This window comes from Ensifer sesbaniae, assembly GCF_013283665.1.
Taxonomy (GTDB): domain Bacteria; phylum Pseudomonadota; class Alphaproteobacteria; order Rhizobiales; family Rhizobiaceae; genus Ensifer; species Ensifer sesbaniae.
Genome location: NZ_JABEKU010000002.1, coordinates 1,040,754 through 1,064,179 on the forward strand (window position 1 = coordinate 1,040,754; position 23,426 = coordinate 1,064,179).

Here is a 23,426-nt window from a genome sequence, read left to right on the forward strand (position 1 = left end):
ACAACGCGCCGAAGCACACTGCTATCGTTATACACCACTAGCTCATTCATCATACAAAGGCAATTGACGAATATGATGATTCATCATACACAAATGCTTACTGCAGGAGGCAGTTCACCAGGGAGAGACATCATGCGCTTTATCAAGGCAGCCATTCTGGCTGGTACCGTCGCCGTGCTCACGGCTACCTCGGCCTTTGCTGCCGACGTCAAGATCGGCTTCATCGTCAAGCAGCCGGAAGAGCCGTGGTTCCAGGATGAATGGAAGTTCGCCGACGTCGCCGCCAAGGAAAAAGGCTTCACCCTCGTCAAGATCGGCGCCGAAGACGGCGAGAAGGTGCAGTCGGCGATCGACAACCTCGGCGCCCAGGGCGCGCAGGGCTTCATCGTCTGCACACCAGATGTCAAGCTCGGCCCCGGCATCGTCGCCAAGGCCGCCGCCAACGAACTCAAGCTGATGACCGTCGACGACCGGCTGGTCAACGCCGATGGCAGCCCGATCGAAGACGTTCCGCATATGGGCATTTCCGCGACGAAGATCGGCGAGGCCGTCGGCCAGGCGATCGTCGACGAGGTCAAGAAGCGCGGCTGGGACATGAAGGACGTCGGCGCCATCCGCGTTTCCTACGACCAGCTCCCGACGGCGGTCGACCGTGTCGAGGGTGCCCTTTCGGTGCTCAAGGCCAACGGCTTCCCGGAAGCCAACATCTTCGACGCGCCGCAGGCCAAGACCGATACGGAGGCGGCACTCAACGCCTCGACCATCGTCTTGAACAAGAACGCCGGCATCAAGAAGTGGGTCGCGATCGGCCTCAATGACGAAGCGGTGCTCGGCGCCGTGCGCGCGACCGAGACGGTCGGCATTCCCGCCGACAACATGATCGGCGTCGGCATCGGCGGCGCGGATTCGGCGATCAACGAGTTCAAGAAGCCTACGGCTACCGGCTTCTTCGGCACGGTCATCATCTCACCGAAGCGTCACGGCTACGAAACCGCGCTCAACATGTATGAGTGGATCGCCAACGGCAAGGAGCCGGAAAAGCTGACACTGACCGCCGGTCAGCTTGCGCTGCGCGACAACTACGAAACCGTACGCAAGGACCTCGGCATCGAGTGATCGCGGTCCCGCGACACCAGATCACGATTGTTTTGGGTCGGACCGACCCAAAACAATAAACGTGATCGATTCCAGTAGTTTAGAGCGGGAATCGGGCGGAAAAACGCGCACACTTTTCCTCATCCCGCTCTATCGACCCGGCGGCTCGTCCGCCGGGCAATCCGCCTCGGAGCCGCGCATGCAAGACTTTCTCGAATTCCGATCCATCTCCAAAGGCTATCCCGGCGTCCAGGCGCTGTCGGACGTCTCGTTTACCGTGCGCAAGGGCGCCGTTCACGGTCTCATGGGCGAGAACGGCGCGGGCAAGTCGACGCTCATCCGCCTGCTGTCCGGTGACCAGGCAGCCGACGAGGGTGAGATCCGTATTGAAGGCGAGGCGCAAGGCTATCGCTCCGTGCGCGATGCCTTTCGGGCCGGTGTCATCGTCATCCATCAGGAACTGCAGCTCGTTCCGGAACTGACGGTGGCCGAAAATCTCTGGCTCGGCCACTTCCCCGGCAAGGGCGGTGTCATCGATCGCCGCCAGTTGATCCGTGTCGTCGGCGAGAAGCTTACGGAAATCGGCATCGACGTCGATCCGTCCGCCAAGATTGCTTCGCTCTCGATCGGCGAACGCCAGATGGTCGAGATCGCCAAGGCGGTCATGCTCGATGCACGCGTCATTGCGCTCGACGAGCCGACATCGTCGCTGTCCTCGCGAGAAAGCGAAATCCTCTTTGCGCTCATCGAACGCCTGCGCTCGAACGGCACCGTGATCCTCTACGTATCCCACCGCCTCGATGAGATTTTCCGCCTCTGCGACAGCCTGACGGTATTGCGCGACGGCAAGCTTGCCGCCCACCATCCTGACATTTCCAAGGTGACGCGCGACCAGATCATCGCCGAGATGGTCGGGCGCGAGATCGCCGACATCTGGGGCTGGCGGGGTCGCGATCTCGGACCCGAGCGCCTGCGCGTCGAGGCGATCGCTGGGCCGAAACTGAAAACGCCTTTAAGCTTCTCCGTCCGGCGCGGCGAAATCCTCGGCTTCTTCGGCCTGATCGGTGCCGGCCGCAGCGAAATGGCACGGCTCGTCTACGGCGCGGACACGCGCTACCAGGGAACGGTCGTGATCGACGGTGCGAAGGTGCCGGCCGACAGCCCGCCGCAATCGATCCGCGCCGGCATGGTGCTGTGCCCGGAGGACCGCAAGTTCGACGGCATCGTCCAGGGGCGCAGCATCGAGGAGAACATGGCGATCTCGTCGCGCCGGCACTTTTCGCTTTTCGGCGTCCTCGATCTCAAGAAGGAAGCGGAGCTTGCCGACCGCTTCATCGCCAAGCTTCGGATACGCACGCCCTCGCGCAAGCAGGACATCATCAACCTCTCCGGTGGCAACCAGCAGAAGGTCATCCTCGGCCGCTGGCTTTCCGAACAGGGCGTGAAGGTGCTCGTGATCGACGAGCCGACGCGCGGCATCGACGTGGGCGCCAAGTCGGAGATCTATGAAATCCTCTACGATCTCGCCGCGGAAGGCATGGCGATCGTCGTCATCTCCAGCGAGCTGCCGGAGGTGATGGGCATCACCGACCGCATCCTCGTCATGTGCCAGGGCCGGATCGCGGCCGAGATCGCGCGCGCCGATTTCGACGAACGCCGCATCCTCGCCGCCGCCCTTCCCGATGTGGCAAACGCCAGCGAACTTCCAACCGAGCAGGTTCAGCCGTCATGACTTCACTGAAAAAACTTCTTCTCGGCGAACAGGGTCTCGTCGTCATCTTCGCCGTCGCCTTCGCCATCGTGGCGCTGACGGTTCCGAACTTCCTGACGGAGCGCAACATGCTCGGTCTCCTGCAGTCGGTCGTCACCATCGGCATCGTCGCCTGTACGATGATGTTCTGCCTCGCCTCGCGTGACTTCGATCTTTCGGTCGGCTCCACCGTTGCCTTTTCCGGCATGGCCGCCGTCATGGCTTCGAACGCTTCGGGCTCGATTCTCGTCGGCCTCATCGCGGCGCTGATCTGCGGTGGCATCGTCGGCCTCGTCAATGGCGTGGTGATTGCGCACTTCCGCATCAACGCGCTGATCACGACGCTTGCCACCATGCAGATCGTGCGCGGCTTCGCACTGATCGCCTCCGACGGTCGCGCCGTTGGCATCAACGATCCGGGGTTCTACCAGCTGGCGCTGTCGAAGTTCCTCGGCATCCCGACGCCGATCTGGGTGATGGGCGTCTTCTTCGTCGTCTTCGGCTTCGTGCTCAACCGCACCGTCTTCGGCAAGAACACACTGGCGATCGGCGGCAATCCCGAAGCCTCGCGCCTTGCCGGCGTCAACGTCTCCAACATGCGCATCTGGATCTTTGCGCTGCAGGGTCTTGTCTGCGCCGTTGCCGGCGTTCTCCTTGCCTCACGCATCACCTCGGGCCAGCCGAATGCGGCGACGGGCCTCGAGCTCTCGGTCATTTCGGCCTGCGTGCTCGGCGGCGTCTCGCTTGCCGGCGGCCGTGCGGCAATGACCGGCGTGATCGTCGGCGTTCTCATCATGGGCATCGCCGAGAACGTCATGAACCTGCTCAACATCCAGGCCTTCTACCAGTATGTCGTACGCGGACTGATCCTTCTGCTGGCCGTGCTGCTCGACAATCTGCGCTCGGCCGCCGCCGGCCGGCGCGGCTAACGCATGGCGGAAGACACCGTCCTTCTCGAGAATGACGACGGGCTCACCGTCGAAGTGAGCCCGCTCGGCGGCGCCCTCCTCGCCGTCCGCTGGCGTGGCACGCCGGTGCTCGCGCCGACGCCAGCTCCGGGTCTCGCCTCGAAGGTGCTCGGCGCCGAAGCGTGCTTCCCACTCGTGCCCTTCGGCAACCGCATTAAGGACAATGGCTTCCACTTCGAAGGCCACGATTACACTCTGACGCCCAACACGTCCGATGCGCTGGTTCTGCACGGCGATGCCTGGCTTCAGCGCTGGTCGATCCTTCGCCGGGACGGACATTCGCTTGCGCTGCACTACCGGCAGGAGGCAAGCGCCGTCACGCCCTTCGCCTATGAAGCGGTGCAGACGATAACGATCGATGGTGCGAAGCTGACCCTTTCGCTCGCCATCACCAACCGCGCCGCGCGGGCGCTCCCCTACGGACTGGGCCTTCATCCCTATTTTCCGCGCCGGCGGGGAATGCGCCTCTTTGCCCACGCCGACCGCTATTGGACGGAACGGGAGAACCACCTGCCGGGCGCAATGCAGCCAGTTCCGCAAGATTTGAACTTCACGGCCGGTGCGCCGCTACCACCGGGCTGGCTGAACAATGTCTTCGAGGGCTGGGACGGCAAGATGCGCATCGAGTGGCCGGAAACCGGCCTTGCGCTTTCGCTGGATGCGGACGAGACCTTTCGCTTCTTCGTCCTCTATTCGCCCTCCATCGATGCCGACTTCTTCTGCTTCGAGCCGATGAGCCACCGACCGAACGCCCACCACCAGCCCGAAAACGGCGGTCTCGTCAGACTGGCGCTGGGAGAAGTCTTGAACGGCACCGTCACATTGCGGGTCGATCAACTGGCACCGTCAACGACCTAGCTATGCCTTCAGGAGGTTGGCCATCCGGTCCCGACCGGAAAACCTGAGGTTGTCAAAGCTTCAGTGATTCACGGAGAACCGGAGGAACAGGCCGATCAAAGGTGCGGCCGTGTATGCCGCTCTTCGGATGCGCCTGCGGTAGCTCTACGCGCCGTATCGTGCGCATCTTTGCGTGACGGGCAAGCACGATCTTGATGCCAATCAACAGGGGAGCGGCGAACAGGAAGAGCAGAGCGACCGCGGCGAATGCAGCGTCGAAGGCGATCACGGTCGACTGCCCTGTCACCATACGACCGACTAAAGTTCGTCGCTGCCCGGCCGGCTGCGACCGGATCCAGCCCTTTCGCCGTAAGCATGGCCGTGGTGGCCGCCAGCCGCTCGAGGACAGCGGCTCCGCCGGTGGTGACGTTCGCGCCGAGCACCGCGACATTCGCGACCACATTGTGATCGATCATCGTCTGGAGTGCCGCAACACCCATGAGGCCTCCAAGCTGGCGGCCCGTGTTGAAGAGGCCGATACCGGCAGCGAGTTTTCGGCGGTCGAGGTCGCTGAAAGCGATCAAGGTGATCGACAGAAACAGAAAGCCAAGCCCAAGACCGCGCAACAGGACCGCAGCCATCATGTCATCCGCGCCGCTTTCGCTGGTCGACCCGGACAGCATCCACATGGCCGCCATGATCATCAGAATACCAAAGGGAACGGTCGCGAATGGAGGGATGCGGCGAACCTGGATGAGAAAGGCGGCAACAAGCAGGGCGCCGGCGAAAAGCATACCGCTCGGCAACAGGAGCTGACCCGCATCTGTCGGCGTGAACGCGAGAACCGATATGGCAAATGACGGGATCAGGAATGCGCTCCCGAACAATGCGGCGCCGGCAACGAAACTGACGATGAAGGCGAAGGAAAAATCGCTCGATCCGAACAGGGTGAAATCGAGCAGGCCGCGCCCCAGAACTTGCTGACCAAGAAAGGCCAGCAGCGCCGCAATGCCGATCGCCGTCAGCCAAAAAATGCGAGGCTCCTCAAGCCAGTCCCATCGGCTACCCTGGCTAAGGACATAGGTGCTGCAGGAAAGCGTGATGGAAAGCAGCACGAAGCCGATCCAGTCGAACGGCCGGTGCGTGGTTTTAGCTCCCACCCGATCGCCCGCGGTCAGGAGGAGCCCTGCCGCCGCAAGCGACAAGGGGACATTGCCGAAGAAGATCCAGGTCCAGGAATGGTTGTCCACCAGCCAGCCCTGAAGCGCCGGCGCGACCGTCGCGGGAGCAACCACGGCTCCGATGGCAAACAGGGCCTGCAGGAGCGGCTGGCGGGATCGCGGATAGGCAAGAAAGATGACCGTCTGTCCGGCGACCAGAAGGACGCCGCCGGCGAAACCCTGAACTACTCTGAGAGCGACCAGGAGCTCCAGCCAAACGGTAGCTGCTGCGATGCAGCAGGCTAGGCCCATGGCCAGCGTCGAGACGATGATGAGGCTCACCGGTCGCACTTGGCTGAGCAGCCAAGGCGCCACCATGAAGCCGACGAGCTTGAGCGTAGTGTAGCCGATATCAAGCCAGGCGAATTCGTCTGAAGTGGCATGGATGTCGCCAATGATGTCGCTTCGCCCGAGCGAGAGGACGGTGCTGGCGACCGCCTCCGTCAGCGCGGCCAGCACAACGCCCGTCAAGAGAAGCACGCCTGCGGCCGATGCATCGCGGTTTGATATCGCAGCGGCGGTCACGACCCGCTCTCCAGATCAACCTCGACACGGGCCGACAGGCCAGGCACGAGCCGGCCGGGCAACGGATTGCCCATGAACCGGATTTTGACCGGTACGCGCTGGACGACGCGGACAAAATTCCCCGTCGCGTTATCCGCCGGGAGCAGGCTGAAAGCGGATCCGCTGCCAGGGGCGAAACTGTCGACCGTGCCTTGAAGGCGCTCGTTCGGGTAACCGTCGACGGTGATGTGAACGCGCTGTCCCGGTCGGATTTCTTCGAGCTGCGTTTCCTTGAAGTTTGCTACGATCCAGACATCATCGATCGGGACGATGTCGAGCAAGGCGTTGCCAGGCGCCACGAACCGTCCGACGCGAACCTGGCGATTGCCGATAACGCCATCGACCGGCGCACGGACGACTGTGCTGTCGAGGTCGATCTGGGCGAGATCCCGGGCCGCCCTCGCCTGGGCCACGGCGGCGACGGCCGCTTCGCGCTGGGCGGCGAGAACGGCGGTGCGCTGCCGCTGCGCCTCGACCGTCGCGGAAGCCGCCGAAACGCTCGCCTCCGCTCGCGATCGCGCCGCTTCGCTTTCATCGACATGAGCCTGACTGATGGTGTTGCTGCGAATGAGTTCGCGCCGACGCTCGTAGGCTTTCGCCGCCAGATTCATCTCAGCTACCGCCGAGCGCTTCTGCGCTTCTGCCTGCCGGATGAGGACGTGCTGAAGCTCGGTCTCGGCATCGACGTTGACGAGCCGCGCCTCGGCCGCGTGCACATTGGCAACAGCCTGTGCAAATCGCGCCCGATAGTCCCTGTCATCGATCCGGAAGAGGATGTTACCCCTTCGCACAGCCTGATTGTCCCCAACATCTAAGGCCGTGACATATCCGGAGACCTTCGGTGCGAGCGACGTCACGTCCCCTCGGACATAGGCGTTGTCGGTCGTCGCCGCTCCGTGCGAACGGCTCCAGGCCCACCCGCCGGCCACAGCAACAACGGCGCCGAGGCAGAGCATCAGGCCGGCGAGCTTTTTCTTGTTGGGCCGCGCGAGGGGAGCGGTCGCAGTGTCTTCGCCGGTGGCCATGGCAACCTTCTCCTCGAACGTGTCCATCGTCTTCGTTTCCTATTGATGTCGGGCAAGGCCAAAAGCCTGTCAGTTCATTCACCGATCGGCGTTGTCAGTTCCGTTTCGCCGGTGTCGACAACAAATACCGCGAGCAGTCGTGCGGGCTCCGTCTCGCTGCCGTTCGCGCTGACGCCGTGGCGGGAGCCCGGCTCTTCGTAGAAGTTTTCGCCGACTCCATAGACCTTTTCCGGCACGCCGTTGACGCTGCTGCGGATCGAGCCCTCAAGCACGGTCGCATATATGAAAGCGGACTTTGGATGGGTGTGCGCGGGCGATCCACCGCCTGGGCCATATTCGACGAGCACGCCCTTCATGCTCTTGCCGGGAACATTCGGAATAGGACGATCGAAGACGACCGTCACCTTGCCGGCAGGCCGGTCGGCAGCCGACGCTTGGGCGATCGAGAGGACGATTATGGCCGAAGCCGAGAGAAAACGGGCAAGCATTGCACTTCTCCTTTTCCTTTGATGAGCCGAAGGCGGGCTTAAGAGGGTCGAGGCGCGCGTCTCAGCGTGCAGCGTTCTGGCCAAGCCAGTCATCGAAGTGGATCGCGCCGAGGCGCGGGTCCTTGCCGGGTGTCAGCGATTGGTCGTCGAGAACGGCACCGAAGTAACGCGCGCGAACGTCCGGTACGACATTGCGCCCATCCTGAGTCGCCCGCAGGAAGCGTCTGACAACTTCGTCGAGCGGTATGGCGTCTGGTCCGGCGACTTCGATCGTTGCATTAAGCGGCGGCGCGAGCGCGACGTCGGCAAGCGCGGCGGCGACGTCGTCCGAGGCGATCGGCTGAAACAGCGCTGGTGACAGGCGAACCTCATTGCCGACGGTCGCCGATTGGGCGATGCCGCCAACGAACTCGAAGAACTGCGTTGCGCGCAGGATGGTATAGGGAATGCCGGACGCCTTGATGAGAGTTTCCTGCGCAACCTTGGCGCGAAAATAGCCGTTTTCGGGAAGACGCTCACTGCCGACGATCGAGAGCGCGACGTGATGGCGCACGCCGGCCGCGGCTTCGGCCGCAAGCAGGTTGCGACCGGACGTTTCGAAGAAGTCGAGGACTGCCTGGTCTTCCCAGACCGGCGCATTGGCGACGTCGACGACGATCTGCGCGCCGTCCATCGCTTCGGCCAGACCTTCGCGGGTGATGGTGTTGACGCCCGTATTGGGGGCAGCCGCGAGCACGTCATGGCCCAGTTCGCGAAGGTTCTTCACAAGTTTCGACCCGATGAGGCCCGTGCCTCCGACGACAACGATCTTCATGAGCTCTCTCCAACTTTCCGACGCAACCACTGCAATCGATGGAGGAAATATGGCAGCCAGGGTCCGGGAAGTCCCCCAACCGAGATTGAATTGTCCTTCAGGCGAGCTTGGTTTTTCGTCCAAAACGGCACTTGCCGGACCGGCATCACAGCCGCGGACGGTGCACCCCGTTACACCCCGTGTTATCAATAGCCGTGTTATCAATATCAGACACGAACAGCCAATTGCCTCGGCCCAGAGCCATGGGCGCCTGGCCAGGGAACACCGATCTTGCAGTTCATGTTTGGAGACTACGTGCTCGATCAGCAGCGCCGGGAATTGGCGCTGAAGGGTGAGATCGTGGCTATCGGTCCCCAGGTCTTCGACCTGCTCCTTTATCTCGTCACCAACTGCGACCGCGTCGTTAGCAAGGATGATCTGCTGGAGGCGGTGTGGGCCGGCCGGATTGTCTCTGACTCGACGATTACCAGCCATATCAACGCGGTCCGCCGGGCCATCGGCGACAATGGCGAGGAGCAGCGCCTGGTCCGCACGGTGGCGCGCAAGGGTTTCCGCTTCGTCGGCGCGATCACCATCGAAAAGTCAGGGGAGCCCGACGGGTCCGATACAGTTGGGCAAGCCGCCAGCAAACTGCGGGACGCGCCTGCGGTTCTTGTCCTTCCCGACAAGCCCTCCATTACCGTCCTGCCGTTCCAGAATCTGAGCGGCGATCCCGGGCAGGACTACTTTGCCGACGGGGTGGTGGAAGACATCATTACGGCCCTGTCGCGGATCCGCTGGCTGTTCGTGATCGGCCGCAATTCGAGCTTTACCTACAAGGGCCGGGCGATCGATGTGACGGATGTCGGGCGGGAACTCGGCGTGCGTTACGTCTTGGAGGGAAGCGTCCGCAAGGCAGGCAGCAGGGTGCGCATCACCGGGCAGTTGATCGATGCCACGAGCGGAGCGCATCTCTGGGCGGAGCGCTTCGAAGGCATGCTCGACGACATCTTCGAACTCCAGGACCAGATCGCTCAAAGCGTCGTGGGGGCGATCTCGCCGCAACTCGAACGAGCAGAGATCGAGCGTGCGAAGCGTAAGCCGACCGAAAGTCTGGACGCTTACGATTACTACCTGCGCGGAATGGCGAAGCTGCACAGCGGCACCCACGAGGCGATCGAGGCAGCGCTGCCTTTGTTCTACAAGGCAATCGAGCTCGATCCCGAGTTTGCCTCCGCCTATGCCGGAGCCGCCTGGTGCTATTTCTGGCGCAAGCTCAACGGCTGGATGGTCGATCGGGAAAAAGAGATCGACGAAGGCATGCGCCTGGCACGGCTGGCGGTGGAACTCGGGCGCGACGATGCGGTGGCGCTGACCAGAGGTGGCCATGCCATTGGCCATCTCGCCGGCGATCTCGACGGCGGCATCGCTCTCATCGATCGCGCGAGGCTGCTCAATCCCAACTTCGCCCCTGCCTGGTTTCTCGGTGGTTTCCTGCGAATCTTCCGCGGCGAGACGGAGGGCGCGATGGACAATCTTGCCCACGCCGTTCGCCTCAGCCCGCTGGATCCGGAGATGTTTCGCATGCAGGCCGGGACCGCGCTCGCGCATTTCTGCGCCGGTCGGTTCGATTCCGCGGCCGTCTGGGCCGAGAAGGCGCTTGGAAACCTGCCGAGCTTGCTGGTTGCGGTTGCGCTGCTTGCGGCGAGCCAGGCGCTCGCCGGACGACAGGAAGAGGCCCGACAGGCCATGCAGCGACTGCGTTTGCTTGATCCGACTTTGAGAGTTTCTAACCTCAAGAACTGGCTTCCGATTCACAGGGCGGCAGACCTCGCGCGCTTCGCCGAGGGCCTGCGACTGGCGGGATTACCGGAGTAGCGACACGAGCGCGTCATCCTGCTTCCGACCGTCAGTGCATCATCGAGGACTGTCTGCGATGCCGAGCGCCTGTCTGCGAAGACAGCGCTCTTTCTATCCTGAGCGCGCGCTCTGCCTGAGGTCGGCAAGCAACGCTTCTGCCTCCCACGCCTTCGGCCCGGAGGCGGCGGCCTCCTTGACTAGCGTGCACAGCCGCGCGTTGACCGGTGCCCGACGATCAAGCCTTGCCGCAAGCGCGACGACTGCGCCATTGATCCAATCCACTTCGGGGAAGCGGCCGGCGGCAAGGTCGTCGGCCATGGAGGAGCGCGCCGTGGGGTCGATCTTCAGCATGCGACCGGCAATGATCCGGAACAGGGCATCCGGCAGGCTCAGGACGGGCGGCAGCCAAGCTGGTGGCAGCGGTGTCAGGCGTGCCGGCTGGAGGCGCCCCTCAGCGGCCAGCAGCGAAAGTGCTTCCCGCTGGGCAATCGCCAGACAAAGGCGAAAGCCCCGCATCCGGAGCTCTTCACTCAAGGGCAAGCCGGAGAGCGCGTTGATTGCGTTGTTGAGGTTCATCAGCAGCTTCGCCCATTGCACCGCTTCCATATCGCCGCGCAGGTCGAGCGCCAGTCCCGCGGCCCTGAAGAGCGGTACGGCCGCGGCCGTCACCGGGTCGTCCTCGACGGCAATGCTCCCTTCCGTTGCACGATGCAGATGAGCCGGTCCGGGTGCCGTCACGTTGAACGGAACCATGCCGCGCAGGATTTTGGCAGACGGCAGAAGCTGCTGCAGGATCGCTGTGTTGCTCACCCCATTCTGAAGGCTGAGGACGCGAATGCCGGAGCGTAGCACCGCGCAGAGCTCTTTCGCAGCAACCGCGGTCTGCCCGGACTTGACCGTCAGGAGGATGAGATCGCAAGCCGCCAGGCGAGAAACCGACTCGGAGTAGACGACCCGTTCGGGCGCGACGAAATCGTCACGTCCGTCCAGATCGGTGAGGCGCAATCCATCTTTCTGCCAGGCGGCACCGCGGGCCGACCGGCCGACGAAAACGACCTCCGCGCCACCAGCCAAAAGGCACCCGCCGACAAAACCGCCGACCGCGCCGGCACCGAACACTCCGATCTTCACGACACCCGCCCCCTCCCGCATGCCTGGGAGTATAGGCCGGCATCGTCGCTTTCCAACTCGTCGTTCATGATCGAGCGGAAACGCCTTGACTGAGCCAGATGCTGCCGACGACCGACAGGATGCCGACAAGCTGAAAGGCATTCAAGGACTGGCCCAGGAATACCCATCCGAGCAGGACGGCCGTCAGCGGGCTCAGGAAGAGAAGCGCCGACACCGCCGCCGAATCCAGCCGACCGATGCCGCGAAACCAGAGAACATAGGTCAGCGCCGCGCCGATCAGGCTCAACCAGGCGAGCGCAAGCAGATTGGGAACGGTCGGCAACGGCACCGCCGGCTCGAAGACAAGGGCGACGGGAACGAGGAGCAAGCCACCGGCCGTAAGCTGCCAGGCCGTGGAGGTGAGCAGCGATTCCGGCGACTTCCATCTTCGGGCCAGGACATTGCCGAAGGCCATGGAAACTGCCCCGGCAAGACCGGCTGCGATCCCGACCTCGTCGAGTGCGGCCTGCGGTGTCAGCACCAAAAGGGCCACACCGACAATGCCGACCATGGCCGCGACAACCGACAAGGGGCGGATCGGCGCCTTCAGGAGAAGCGCCGCGATGAAGACGACGACCAAAGGCTGGACCGCCGCAACGGTTGCAGCGACGCCGCCTGGAAGCCGATAGGCTGCGACGAACAGCATGCTCAGAAAGATCGAGATGTTGAGCGCGCCGAGCGCAAAGGCGCGAAACCACCAGATGCCGGTCGGCAGTCGCCGGACGATCAGCAGCAGGAGCAATCCGGCTGGCAATGCGCGCAACAGGGAGACCGTCAGCGGCGAGAAGCCCTGCAGGAACTCGGTGGCGACGATATAGGTGCTGCCCCAAATGACGGGAGCGATTGCCGTGAAGGTGATATCGGAAAGGTCGGCTTTCATGAGAAGTGAAGAACCTCGGCGAGCGGTCGGCGTGGTTTTTGCGGCCAGTTTCCGGGTGCAGCGCGGCCAACCGCGACAAGCATTGCCGGCAGTTCGTCCGGCCCCAGATTGAATTCCTGCGCCACGCCCTCGGCATCGAAGCCTCCCATCGCGCCGGACGACAGTCCCAACGCTTCGGCGGCGTAGATCAGGGTCGCGGCACCGAGGGTCGCCGAACGCACCGCTTCGTCGCGGGCAACCTTTGCATCGGCATATTGCGCGCGCACGGCTTCCTGCCAACCGGAGACCATCTCGGTTTGCATGTATCCAGTCTCGACGAAGGGACGCAGCCTGGCAGCGAGCGCCGCGTGATCGGGCAGCAGGCCGCAGATGATGAAGGTGACGGCGGCTTCCGAGACCTTGGCTTGCCCGTGCGCCACCTCACGCAGCCTGGCTTTGCCTTCCGGTGTGCGCACAGCGATGAATCGCCAGTTCTGAAGATTGTAGGCCGTTGGCGCGTGGGTCGCGAGGCGCACCAGTTCCTCGATTTCCGCGTCCGCCAACGCATGGGTCGCATCGAACCGATTGGCGGACGCGCGCCGTTCGATCAGGGCGATCATGGGATGTGTCATTCTTTGAGTCCGATTGAAGGTCATTCGGACCGACCGTATTGAAATCACCCGCGATTGATAATATCGCCATTTCACAAGACATCATTCACCGGTGGAAAACTATCGTGGATCGCTATACCGCCCTCCAGGTCTTCCGCCACGTGGCCGAACTCGGCAGTTTTGCCGAGGCCGGGCGTAAGCTCGGCCTGTCTCCTGCCGCAATCAGCAAGAATGTTGCCGAGCTCGAAGCAAGCGTCGGCGCGCGGCTCATCAACCGAACCACGCGACGCATGGCGCTGACGGACGAGGGGAAACTCTATCTCGAGCATGTCGTGCGCGGACTGGATGCATTGAAGGATGCCGACGCGGCGCTATCGCCCATCCGGCAAACGCCGGGCGGAACGTTACGCGTCGCCGCTCCGATGACCGTGACACTGATGCGACTTTCCTCCGTCATCCCCGAGTTCCTGTCCCGCTACCCGGACCTCAAGCTCGATCTGCATCTCGACGACAGGCGCGTCGATATCGTGCGGGAGGGATTCGATCTCGCCATTCGCGGCAGCGACAAGCTGGAGGATTCAAGCCTGATCGCCAGGAAACTCGCGGTCATGCCGCATGTCGTTTGTTCGGCACCCGCCTATTTCGAGGCGCATGGCGAACCGACGGACCCCGTGGACCTGAAATCGCACAACTGTATCCGCTTCAGTCTTTCGGGCCATGCGGACTTATGGGAGTTTCGCAAGGGCAGTCGAACTGAAAAGGTGACCGTGAAAGCCCGCTATTCCGTGACGTCAAGCCTTGCCGTTCGCGACGCACTGCGCGCCGGCTTCGGGATCAGCCTGATACCCCTTCCTTATGTGGAAGACGACCTGAGGACCGGTCGACTGCAGCGTGTACTCTCCGATTGGGATGCGGTCGAAACCACGCTCTACGCCATCTACCCCTCGCGACAGCACGTCGCGCCGAAGATCCGGGCGTTTCTCGATTTTCTCGCCGAAACATTCAGCAGCCCGTAGTCACGCGTCCGGGCGCCGCGATCAGGCCGTCGCGCGACCGGCAGGTGATCTGGCCGCTGCAAGCAGAAAACGTCTGGCCCTGTTCCCTGGGAAACATCGGCCAGGCGATGCGCCAGGTTACCGGCACTCGGACCAGATCCCGAAGGATGACCTTATGCGCCTGCTTGCCGCCACCCTCTTCGCTCTCAGCCTTGCCGGCCCGGCCAATGCGGCTGATCTGATGACGTTCTGGGACAAGCCCCAGCATGGCGGCAACAGTTTCAACCGGCTGCCGCCGGACGAGGCCTATTTCAAGGCATTGGCGGGCTATGGCGCCACGTGGGTGCGCCTTTCCTACGACAAGTGGAAGCCGGCAAAACGCGACTACCTGATCGGCGACGCCGACAGATATGCGGGTATTCCGGCCGCCGATCTCGAAACGTTGAAGGCGACGCTCGACCGCGCCGACGAGGCCGGGCTCAAAGTCGTGATCGCACCGCTGTCGCTGCCAGGCATGCGCTGGGCCCAGAACAACGACAATACATTCGACGGCCGGCTTTGGCGCGACAAGGCCTGGTGGGACCAGGCGGCAAATTTCTGGCGGGATCTGGCGCGTGAATTGAAGGACCATCCGGCGGTCGCCGCCTACAACATCGTCAACGAACCGGCACCGGAGAAGAACAACGGCCTTGCCGAGCACGCCGATCCGCAGGCGATGCAGGCCTGGTACGCCAGCACGCAAGGCAGCGCCGCGGATCTGGGAGCCTTCTACGAGACCATCATCACCGCCATCCGCGCGGTCGATCCGGCAACACCCATCATGGCAGATGCCGGCTGGTATGGGGCAGCTGACGCGTTTTCCTACTGGCCGTCAGGGCTCACGGACCAGAAGGTGCTCTACAGCTTTCACATGTACGAACCCTATGCGGCGACGAGCGCGCCCAACATCAAGCGCGACAAACCCTATGCCTATCCGGGCAAGGTGCCCTTTGGCGAAGGCGAAGAGACCTGGGACAAGGCGCGAATGGCCGGCTATCTGGCAAAGCCGGTTCAATGGGCCAAGGACAGGGGCATCCCGCTCAATCGTCTCGTTGCCGGCGAATTTGGCTGTATGCGGCGCTGGTCGGGCTGCAAGACCTATCTCGAGGACGTGTTGACAGCGCTCGACAAGGACGATCTGCACTGGGCCTTCTACAGCTTCCGCGAAGATGCCTGGGATGGCATGGACTATGAGCTCGGCTCGAGGGCCGTGGCCTGGGAATATTGGCAGCAGATGGAAGCCAACGAGCGCGACACGACGCCGCGCAAGTCGACGCTGGAGTTTGCGCCCATCAGCAGGCGCCTTGCCAATGATCGGTGATCAGTTTTGCCGGAGCGCTTGGAATCTGGCTGTACGGTGGCCGAACCGTCACAAAGCGCTCCATTGCTACGCACATCACGTCGCGGCCTTCGCCCAACCAATCGGACCCGATCCGCTTGGAAAAAGGGCAAGAATCGTTAGAACAACTTTTAACCTTGCGAGCGCCGCGACGTCCGTGGTGCATTGAAAACTTGGGGCATGTCTGTGGAGACGACCGGGGCGGCCGACGCCGACACACGAAAGCGAACGATTTCCCTGTCGCGCACGCTGGCGATCGTGATGGCGGCGTTGGTGGCGCTGACCGCCGCCGTCATCCTCTCCGTCGTCTGGTATATGTCGGCCGGTGCAACCCGCGAATTACTCGCCCAATCGGCCCATCTCGGCCTCGACGCCGTCCAGACGAAAATCGGCAGCCGGTTCGCCCCGGTTGAGGACCAGCTGGCGTTCCTCGCCAAGGAAGTCGGGGCCGGACGCCTCGATCCGAGCGACACCCTGGCCCTGGAGCGCGTAATGACTGGTGCGCTGGCGGCGACCCCGCAGGTTCGCGTGCTCTCCTTCGTCAGGCCAAACGGCGAAATCTTTGGTGTGACCCAGGGCCCCAAGGGGGTCTTTTCCTTCGCCGACACCATCAAGACCGACAACGAGCGCATGGAGATCGACCAGACGCGCCGCAGCGGCAAAGCCCAATGGGGGCCGGTCTATTTCGTTCCGGACCCGGCGATACGCACATCGGTCACAAACCGACAGCAACCGGCAAGCGCGGGAGACCAGTTTGCCGGCGTCTTCAGGGCAACGATCACGGTTGATGCCATTTCGGACTTCCTGCGCCAGATCGCCGTCTCGAATCCCGGGACGACACCCTTTGTCCTTTATGGCCGCGACCAGGTACTCGCCCATCCCCTGATGGCGTCGGGCCATCCATTGTTATCCGCGTCGCACCGGCTGCCGAAGCTTGACGAACTTGGCGATCCGTTCCTTGCTGCACTGTGGGAGGGGGAACCTCAGACCTTCCATGACTCCGCACTGGAAGCGCGCTTTGTGGAGGCGGGCCAAGACGACCGTGTCATTCTCACCCGCGAGATCAGCGGCTATGCACCGGCCCCTCTCATCGTCGGCGTCGAGATACCGATCGAATCCCTGGAAAAGCCTATATGGGACCTGCTGCGCGCCGGCATAGCCGGTCTCGTGGTCCTGCTCGCAGCTATTGTCATTGCATGGGTCGTCAGCCGCCTGATCGTTCGCCCGGTTGCCAGCATGGCGCATGAGGTCCGTGCCGTCGGCATGCTCGACTTTGCGGCTCTTCACCCCCTGCCCGGCAGCCTGTTCACCGAATTGAACGAGCAGGCGCGGGCCTACAATACGATGCTGACCGGGCTGCGTTGGCTCGAGACCTACGTGCCGAAGAAACTGGTACGCCATCTCCTTGGAAGCGGCGATCTCGTCTCGACGCAGCGAACGGTGACGATCATGTTTACCGACGTGGTCGATTTCACCGCCACGGCTGAAAAGACCACCGCTGCCGAAGTCGCCACGCTCCTGAACAGGCATTTCGACTTGCTCGGCCGTTGCATCGAGGATGAAGGCGGCACGATCGACAAGTTCATCGGCGATTGCGTGATGGCATTTTGGGGCGCCCCCGATGACCAGCCGGATCACGCCGATCGCGCCATGCGCGCGGCCCGCGCCATTACCCTCGCGGTCGCGGAGGACAACGCGGACCGGCGTCGGCAGGGACTGTCTCCCCTCCGCGTGCGCGTCGGCGTCCATTCCGGGCCGGTCATTTCGGGTAATATCGGCATGAGCGGGCGGTCCGCCTACACGATCGTCGGCGATGCGGTGAACGTGTGCAATCGCCTGGAGCAGCTCGGCAAGTCGGTTGCGCCAAATGAAGAGATCGTCGTGCTCCTGAGCGGTGAAACAGTCGGTTTCCTGACCGAAGACCGCTCCGACCTCACACCACTTGGCAAACACTGCCTTCCCGGTCGGACGGAACAGACGGAAATCTACCGGTTGCCGACCAAAGCGGGATAGGCGGCCCGCCGGTGCCGCCGGTCTGCTCAGTTCGTTGCCATTCGCCTCCAGGAGAAATCGGCCGCGCTCCGGCTGTCGGTATGCGTCCGCAGTGACGGACAATGGGCGCTGCCCGCGCTCCGCCTTTTCGGTCTTCTCGCAGGTGACAGACAATCCTGAAGCGCATTCGTCGGCGGGCAGCGCGCGCTGCGAGCAGACCCTTTCAGAATTTCGGATGGCTGCTGATAAAAGCTGCTTTTCGCCGGCTGGAAAGCAAAATTTAACCATACTTCTCCATCCTTTGTCCATCAGTCGTCAAGAAGGGGACAATCCGGAAAGTCGCGTAGCGATGGTCGCTCGCCGGCCTGGGGCCTTTTGCGTGAATTTCTGGCTTGATTTGCGTTGTTGAGTAAGATCATTCGCCCACAGTCTTTGAATCGTCTGTTGCGTCCATTGTTGATCACTTGTTGCGGCACCGCTCTTGTCGGCGCGGCTGCGTGGTCACTCGTCGGTATGGTCGCGATGGGGGGTTCCTTCGCGCATGGTTCGGGGCGCCTCCTGCCCAAACCGCAGCTCCATTTGGCTGAAAAAACGAAAGAGCGCGCCTGGGACAAGCACGCCAGGGTCAACCAGGCGACGCGGCTCGTCGCGGCCGCCGCGGCGCAACCATTCGTCTCCGCAACGAGATTCGCGAGCGATCCCGAATTTCCGAGAGATGCCGAATTGCTCGGCAAGAGCGCGCGTCTCGCGGCGGCTGTGAAGAAAGCCGTATTGGCGTCCGAACAGCTCGCCAGCACTTCCGCTCCCTCGATTTCCGCCCAATCTCGCCAAGTGACCGCGATGGCCGGCGTAGCCGCGCCGGCGCGCTTCGCTCCGATGACCACCGGTTTCGCCGACAAGCCGGCGATCCAGCTCGCCTATGCCAGCCCGTCTCAGAGCCACGTGGAAGGCAGCGCTTTCTCCGCCGTGCTGACCGCGCCTCCCGAGGACGATCTCGCCGAACAGCCTGATCCGGACACGGCGGATGACACGGCCGCGCTGCCGAGCCATGAAGACACGCCGTCCGTCGGTCCCATGCCGCAGTTCCGCCCGCGCAGCGAACAAGCTGAGAAGCCCGCTGCCGAACCCCAGAAACCTGCGACGAAACAGGCCGAAGTCGAGGCTGCGGCGAAGCCCGAAGAGACCGGAAAGGCCGGCGAACGCGAAACGCAGGCAAAGCCGAAGGTCGCTTATGCGCGGCCGCAAGATCCGGCGGAAAACAGTTCCGGCACCGGATTCGGCCAGGCGCTGCGCAACATGTTCGGCGGTGGAGCCAAGGCCGGCAATGGCGTCGCCGTCTACGACATTACCGCTGCCAAGGTTTACATGCCCGACGGCAGCGTGCTCGAGGCCCATTCCGGCATCGGCAAGATGGCCGACAATCCGCGCTACGTGGACGTCAAGATGACCGGCCCGACCCCACCGCACACCTACAATCTCAAGATGCGCGAGACGCGCTTCCATGGGGTCGAGGCGATCCGCATGCTGCCGATCGACGGAAAGAACAAACACGGCCGCGACGGCTTCCTGACGCACAGCTACCTGCTGCGCGGCGGCCGGGCGGAATCGCATGGCTGTGTCGCCTTCGCCGACTATCCGCGTTTCCTGACCGCCTTCAAACAGGGCAAGGTCAAGCAGATCGTCGTGGTGCCGAGCGGCGGACGCGCGGCCGGCCTGCGCCTGGCACAGAACGGCAGGAGTTCCTGACGGGAAGCGTCTGACAGTCGGAATGCAGGAGAAGGACGGTGAAGGTCTTCCGCCGATGGGGAACGGGCATTAAGATCCGGGCCTCAGGAGCGAGAACGAAGAGGACCGGGAGCTTGTCATGTGCCGAAACATAAAACCCCTGTTCAATTTCGAGCCGCCGGCGACGGACGCGGAAATCCATGACGCCGCGCTGCAATTCGTGCGCAAACTGAGCGGAACGACCAAACCGTCCAAGCGCAACGAGTCGGCCTTCGAGCACGCGGTCAATTCGATCGCCGCATGCGCCCGGGAATTGCTCGATTCACTCGAAACGTCGCAGCCGCCGCGCAACCGCGAGGAAGAGGCCGCCAAGGCCCGCGCCAGGAACGCGATCCGCTTCGCCTGAGTCGACGCAGCCTCATGCCTTGGCTGCAAGGCCGATTGCGGAGCGGAGGGAGGAAAGAGGGGCCAGAAAGAAAAAAGGGCCGACGGAAGACCGCGGCCCATAAGGTGTGAAGGTCAATAAACCTCCAGAGGGGAACAGCTGCTGCGGCGGCATTGGGAGGAGAACCGCCATGTGCATCAGCTGTGGGCTTTATGCCTGATTTTTAACCATCTGGAAAACAATTATTGTGCAATGCAGCTATGCGCGTGCCGCACAGGAGCAAATCCACGCCATGCTTCGGCGAAGCGGCGCCTACGACCAAAGAAAGATCTGGATAGAGGATCGGGACCGGCGCGAAACACCGGTCCCGATGATATAGCTGCTACACTAGCGACCGTGGGATCGGCCGCATCTGCATGCTAGGGCGGTTTTCTCGATCCGAAAGCCCGGCCTCGGAGCTGCCCGGGTTGTCCGCAATTCTATCCACCGGTTATGCACAGGCCGAACTTGCCGCAACGCCTTGGCGGAGCTCCCATTTCTTCGGCTCTGTGATTTGCGCTTTCTTCAGCAGGGGCGCTGGGCGGATTCGCCTGGTGACCCATGCCAGAGGGCGGCGATTGGTGACGAGCATCCGGTTGACGATGGCTTTTGCCTCGGCGGCCTTGCCGCCGATACCAGGGGCAATGCGCTCTCCATCGACCTCGTCCGCGATCTGCACAGGATCAACTCCGATATCGCCGCGACCCACTGGTTTAGGCAGCCGGACCGTTGAACCGCAGCCGGATCGGAGGCACCGTGCCGGCAGGTGCTGCCGGCTGATCGAAAGGCGGTGGTCACTCTGTTCGTCGAGCGGTGACCTTCTCAAGAAAGCCTGTGGACCCGTCAGTAGGGCGAGACGCAGATCCGCCGCGGACCGTAATAGGGCTGGAACGTGTTGTCGTAAGCCCTGTAAGACCGGTAACGGGCATAGCACCAGCTTGTATGCGCGTCGCCGCCGTAATAGGTCTGACGATAATAGCGCGGCGCATAGTAGCGTGGCGCATAGTAGCGCGGACGATAGTAGGTTGGGCCATAGTAGCCTTGGTCGTAATAGCCGTCACCGTAGTAGCTTGGGCCATAGTAGCGCGGCTGCGCCAGCGCTCCACCGATGATCGTCCCGACGGCCAGCCCGCCGAGCGCCCAGGCCCAATCGTCACTGCCACCGTGATGGTGTCCGCGGTAGCCACCGTGGTAGCCGCCACCGTATCGCCGGTACTGAACCAGTTGCGCTTGCGTCGCCTCGATCTTCGGGACGTCCGCGGCTGTAGGAAATGCCATGGCCGACGGAACGCTCGTCAGCGTCGACGCCACGGACAAGGCAATGATCGTTAGCCTGTTCATCGGCTTACCTCCATTTTCCCTGCTTGACCCCAATTATACATCGGAAATGGCGCCGAAGCACTGCGTTGGGATGCTGCGCCCGGTCGTGGTCGGTGGAAGCCAAAGCCATTCCAATTATTTCATTTACTGCAATTAAATTGCAGATATTATTTCTATTCTTCGGCGCGATCAGCCGCGCTAATCTCACTTCATCGGCAGCAACCGACGGGCCAGGATGGCCCAACGAATTCCATACCCGCCCGCCGGCGGCCACCACTGAGGAGAGAAGACATGTCCAGCAAGCTCGAAGTCCTGACCCCCGCCAACAGCCAGCTGATCTTCATCGACCAGCAACCACAGATGGCTTTCGGCGTTCAGTCGATCGATCGGCAGGTCCTGAAGAACAATGTCGTCGGCCTGGCCAAGGCGGCCAAGGTCTTCAACATCCCGACGACGATCACGACTGTCGAAACCGGTTCCTTCTCCGGCCACACCTACCCCGAGCTGCTGAGCGTCTTCCCAGAAAACGACATCCTCGAGCGCACCTCGATGAATTCATGGGACGATCAGAACGTCCGCGACGCACTGGCAAAAAATGCCGCGAACGGCCGAAAGAAAGTGATTGTTTCCGGGCTCTGGACGGAGGTCTGCAACACCACCTTCGCACTGTCCTGCATGCATGACACCGACTATGAGATCTACATGGTTGCCGATGCATCCGGCGGCACGTCCGCCGATGCGCACAAATACGCCATGGACCGGATGGTTCAGGCCGGCGTCGTCCCGGTCACCTGGCAGCAGGTCCTCCTGGAGTGGCAGCGCGACTGGGCGCATCGGGAAACCTACGACGCGGTCACTGCAATCGTGAAGGAGCATTCCGGCGCCTACGGCATGGGCATCGACTATGCCTACACTATGGTTCACAAGGCAGCCGAACGCGTCGCACATGGCAAGACGATCGGCCCGAACCCGGCGAAGTGATCGCCAAGCTTGCTTGGGTGAACACCAGCAAATACGCACAGTCGCCAGGAAGAAGACAAGGCCGGCCCTGAGGGGGCGGCCTTTTCGTTCAGTCCGCATCCACGCGCCCTAGCAACCCGGCGCTGATCCAGCTTTGGGTCAGGTCCTGTCGCAAGCATTATCGGGGCTCCCAAGTGCAACTTCAGCATTAACGATTAAGGAATACACCTGCTTTCCAAATTATGTTGACGGTCCGATGTTCCGCGCGCATTTTAGAAAGCAATAGTTTTCCTATTTTGCCTTTCGCCCCGCCACACGGGGGAAAGGAACCGGCCATGATCTTGAACCTTTACTGCGGCGCGTGCTGGAGCGCGGCGAGACAGTGGTTGCGAAAGACCGTCCCTTTTATATCGAGCGTCACGGTTACCCCGAAACAGTTTATTTCGATATCTCCTATTCGCCCGTCCGCGACGAAAAACAAAAAGTTCGTGGCGTTTTCTGCATCGTCAACGAAACGACGGAGCGGGTGAAGTTCGAGGGCGCCTTAAAATCAAGTGAAGAGCGACTTCGCGCCATTTTCTCGCAGTCGGCCGCCGGCATCAGCCAGACGGACCTGACGGGCCGCTTCCTTCTGGTCAACAATCGTTTCTGCGAAATCGTCGGCTACAGCGAAGCCGAACTGCTGACGTTACGGATGCACGACATCGGCGCTTCGAAATTGGCTCACGACATTACGGTGCGGAAGGAGGCGGAGCGCCTTCAGACCGTCTTGGTCGGTGAACTGAACCATCGCGTCAAAAACGTGTTTGCGACCGTCCTGGCAATTGCCCGGCAGACCCTCGGGCGCAGCGACACAACGGATGTCGGAGAGGTGGAGGCTTTTGAGGCGCGTCTTGTTTCGATGGCACGAGCGCACGACCTGCTCACCAATGGAAATTGGGAACGGGCGGAGTTGAAGACGATCATCAACCAGGCAATCTCCCCCTACGCACAGGAACGGTTTGTCGTTTCCGGCCCGCAGGTCCAGGTACCGACGAGGATGGTCGTATCGCTGTCCTTGGCGCTGCATGAACTCGCTACGAATGCTGCAAAGTATGGCGCGTTATCGACCGGGCGCGGCCGGATCTCGATCACCTGGTCTCTGCAGACCGGCCCACCGACCCGGTTGACGCTGCGCTGGCAGGAATCTGGCGGTCCGGTGGTAAAGCAGCCATCACGCAAAGGGTTTGGCTCGCGCCTAATTCAAACCCTATTGGCTGCCGAACTGAATGGCCAGGTGGAGATCAGCTATCACCCGTCGGGTCTGGTGTGTTCTGTCGATGCGGCCCTACAAGGCGGGTGGGACGAACCCACCTCGCCCTGATTGGGCCGTGACGCGCAAGCACGACGTTG

General features: G+C 62.4%; 20 protein-coding genes and 2 pseudogenes. 13 read left to right on the forward strand and 9 right to left on the reverse strand.

Annotation, left to right across the window (positions count from 1 at the left end; genetic code table 11):
• Nucleotides 1-132: 132 nt before the first annotated feature.
• From BHMPCIPO_RS22535 to BHMPCIPO_RS22550, 4 genes are all read left to right on the forward strand, one after another.
• Nucleotides 133-1,116, forward strand: coding sequence for an arabinose ABC transporter substrate-binding protein (locus tag BHMPCIPO_RS22535; protein ID WP_173519047.1), 984 nt, complete (start codon nucleotides 133-135; stop codon nucleotides 1,114-1,116).
• Nucleotides 1,117-1,294: 178 nt separating this feature from the next.
• Nucleotides 1,295-2,827 carry an L-arabinose ABC transporter ATP-binding protein AraG gene (gene araG / locus BHMPCIPO_RS22540; RefSeq protein ID WP_173519048.1) on the forward strand — a complete coding sequence of 511 codons (1,533 nt, stop codon included), beginning with the start codon at nucleotides 1,295-1,297 and terminating at the stop codon, nucleotides 2,825-2,827.
• Nucleotides 2,824-3,774, forward strand: a complete 951-nt coding sequence (araH, locus tag BHMPCIPO_RS22545; protein ID WP_173519049.1) for an L-arabinose ABC transporter permease AraH — start codon at nucleotides 2,824-2,826, stop codon at nucleotides 3,772-3,774. The genes araG and araH overlap by 4 nt, the downstream gene beginning before the upstream one ends.
• 3 nt (nucleotides 3,775-3,777) lie before the next feature.
• A complete protein-coding gene (locus BHMPCIPO_RS22550) occupies nucleotides 3,778-4,671 on the forward strand; it encodes an aldose 1-epimerase (protein WP_173519050.1) in 894 nt (297 codons plus the stop codon).
• Nucleotides 4,672-4,723: 52 nt separating this feature from the next.
• Here the strand turns inward: BHMPCIPO_RS22550 and BHMPCIPO_RS22555 are convergent.
• From BHMPCIPO_RS22555 to BHMPCIPO_RS22570, 4 genes and pseudogenes are all read right to left on the reverse strand, one after another.
• A pseudogene (locus BHMPCIPO_RS22555) lies at nucleotides 4,724-6,395 on the reverse strand (DHA2 family efflux MFS transporter permease subunit).
• Nucleotides 6,392-7,486, reverse strand: coding sequence for an HlyD family secretion protein (locus BHMPCIPO_RS22560; RefSeq protein ID WP_173519051.1), 1,095 nt, complete (start codon nucleotides 7,484-7,486; stop codon nucleotides 6,392-6,394). The pseudogene BHMPCIPO_RS22555 and the gene BHMPCIPO_RS22560 overlap by 4 nt, the downstream one beginning before the upstream one ends.
• Before the next feature lie 47 nt (nucleotides 7,487-7,533).
• Entirely contained in the window at nucleotides 7,534-7,947 is a 414-nt protein-coding gene (locus tag BHMPCIPO_RS22565) for a cupin domain-containing protein (RefSeq protein WP_173519052.1), read from the reverse strand.
• A 61-nt stretch (nucleotides 7,948-8,008) separates the two neighbouring features.
• Nucleotides 8,009-8,761 carry an SDR family oxidoreductase gene (locus BHMPCIPO_RS22570; protein WP_173519053.1) on the reverse strand — a complete coding sequence of 251 codons (753 nt, stop codon included), beginning with the start codon at nucleotides 8,759-8,761 and terminating at the stop codon, nucleotides 8,009-8,011.
• Nucleotides 8,762-9,031: 270 nt separating this feature from the next.
• Between BHMPCIPO_RS22570 and BHMPCIPO_RS22575 the strand changes: the two genes are divergently transcribed.
• Nucleotides 9,032-10,618 (forward strand): winged helix-turn-helix domain-containing tetratricopeptide repeat protein, encoded by a 1,587-nt coding sequence (locus tag BHMPCIPO_RS22575; RefSeq protein ID WP_173519054.1) that lies wholly within the window; start codon nucleotides 9,032-9,034, stop codon nucleotides 10,616-10,618.
• A gap of 93 nt (nucleotides 10,619-10,711) precedes the next feature.
• Here the strand turns inward: BHMPCIPO_RS22575 and BHMPCIPO_RS22580 are convergent, their stop codons facing one another.
• The 3 genes from BHMPCIPO_RS22580 to BHMPCIPO_RS22590 all read right to left on the reverse strand — a co-directional run bounded on the left by BHMPCIPO_RS22580 (nucleotide 10,712) and on the right by BHMPCIPO_RS22590 (nucleotide 13,261).
• Entirely contained in the window at nucleotides 10,712-11,731 is a 1,020-nt protein-coding gene (locus BHMPCIPO_RS22580; protein WP_210266629.1) for a 2-dehydropantoate 2-reductase, read from the reverse strand.
• Nucleotides 11,732-11,795: 64 nt separating this feature from the next.
• Entirely contained in the window at nucleotides 11,796-12,650 is an 855-nt protein-coding gene (locus BHMPCIPO_RS22585; RefSeq protein ID WP_173519056.1) for an EamA family transporter, read from the reverse strand.
• The gene (locus BHMPCIPO_RS22590) at nucleotides 12,647-13,261 is read right to left on the reverse strand and encodes a nitroreductase family protein (RefSeq protein ID WP_173519057.1); all 615 of its coding nucleotides are present in this window, start codon (nucleotides 13,259-13,261) and stop codon (nucleotides 12,647-12,649) included. The genes BHMPCIPO_RS22585 and BHMPCIPO_RS22590 overlap by 4 nt, the downstream gene beginning before the upstream one ends.
• Nucleotides 13,262-13,365: 104 nt before the next feature.
• Between BHMPCIPO_RS22590 and BHMPCIPO_RS22595 the strand changes: the two genes are divergently transcribed.
• From BHMPCIPO_RS22595 to BHMPCIPO_RS22615, 5 genes are all read left to right on the forward strand, one after another.
• Nucleotides 13,366-14,256: a LysR family transcriptional regulator gene (locus tag BHMPCIPO_RS22595; protein ID WP_173519058.1), complete on the forward strand. Its 891-nt coding sequence runs from the start codon at nucleotides 13,366-13,368 to the stop codon at nucleotides 14,254-14,256.
• 154 nt (nucleotides 14,257-14,410) lie between these two features.
• Nucleotides 14,411-15,595 carry a glycoside hydrolase family 5 protein gene (locus BHMPCIPO_RS22600; protein ID WP_173519059.1) on the forward strand — a complete coding sequence of 395 codons (1,185 nt, stop codon included), beginning with the start codon at nucleotides 14,411-14,413 and terminating at the stop codon, nucleotides 15,593-15,595.
• A 198-nt stretch (nucleotides 15,596-15,793) separates the two neighbouring features.
• Nucleotides 15,794-17,626, forward strand: coding sequence for an adenylate/guanylate cyclase domain-containing protein (locus tag BHMPCIPO_RS22605; RefSeq protein WP_173519060.1), 1,833 nt, complete (start codon nucleotides 15,794-15,796; stop codon nucleotides 17,624-17,626).
• 558 nt (nucleotides 17,627-18,184) lie between these two features.
• On the forward strand, nucleotides 18,185-19,351 hold the full coding sequence (locus BHMPCIPO_RS22610; protein ID WP_246304505.1) for a DUF2778 domain-containing protein: 1,167 nt from the start codon (nucleotides 18,185-18,187) through the stop codon (nucleotides 19,349-19,351).
• Between the two features lie 118 nt (nucleotides 19,352-19,469).
• Nucleotides 19,470-19,736, forward strand: a complete 267-nt coding sequence (locus BHMPCIPO_RS22615) for a DUF2277 domain-containing protein (RefSeq protein ID WP_173519062.1) — start codon at nucleotides 19,470-19,472, stop codon at nucleotides 19,734-19,736.
• 469 nt (nucleotides 19,737-20,205) lie between these two features.
• Here BHMPCIPO_RS22615 and BHMPCIPO_RS22620 read toward each other — a convergent pair whose 3' ends face one another.
• Together BHMPCIPO_RS22620 and BHMPCIPO_RS22625 are read right to left on the reverse strand one after the other, a co-directional pair.
• A complete protein-coding gene (locus tag BHMPCIPO_RS22620) occupies nucleotides 20,206-20,433 on the reverse strand; it encodes a hypothetical protein (RefSeq protein WP_173519063.1) in 228 nt (75 codons plus the stop codon).
• Between the two features lie 164 nt (nucleotides 20,434-20,597).
• Nucleotides 20,598-21,095, reverse strand: coding sequence for a BA14K family protein (locus tag BHMPCIPO_RS22625; protein WP_173519064.1), 498 nt, complete (start codon nucleotides 21,093-21,095; stop codon nucleotides 20,598-20,600).
• Here BHMPCIPO_RS22625 and BHMPCIPO_RS22630 point away from each other — a divergent pair.
• The 3 genes and pseudogenes from BHMPCIPO_RS22630 to BHMPCIPO_RS22640 form a co-directional block, all read left to right on the forward strand.
• Entirely contained in the window at nucleotides 21,031-21,231 is a 201-nt protein-coding gene (locus BHMPCIPO_RS22630) for a hypothetical protein (RefSeq protein ID WP_173518217.1), read from the forward strand. The genes BHMPCIPO_RS22625 and BHMPCIPO_RS22630 overlap by 65 nt on opposite strands.
• Before the next feature lie 134 nt (nucleotides 21,232-21,365).
• A complete protein-coding gene (locus tag BHMPCIPO_RS22635; protein WP_173519065.1) occupies nucleotides 21,366-22,055 on the forward strand; it encodes a hydrolase in 690 nt (229 codons plus the stop codon).
• Nucleotides 22,056-22,371: 316 nt separating this feature from the next.
• Nucleotides 22,372-23,397: pseudogene (locus BHMPCIPO_RS22640) on the forward strand (PAS domain-containing sensor histidine kinase); the annotation flags it as partial.
• Between the last annotated feature and the right edge of the window lie 29 nt (nucleotides 23,398-23,426).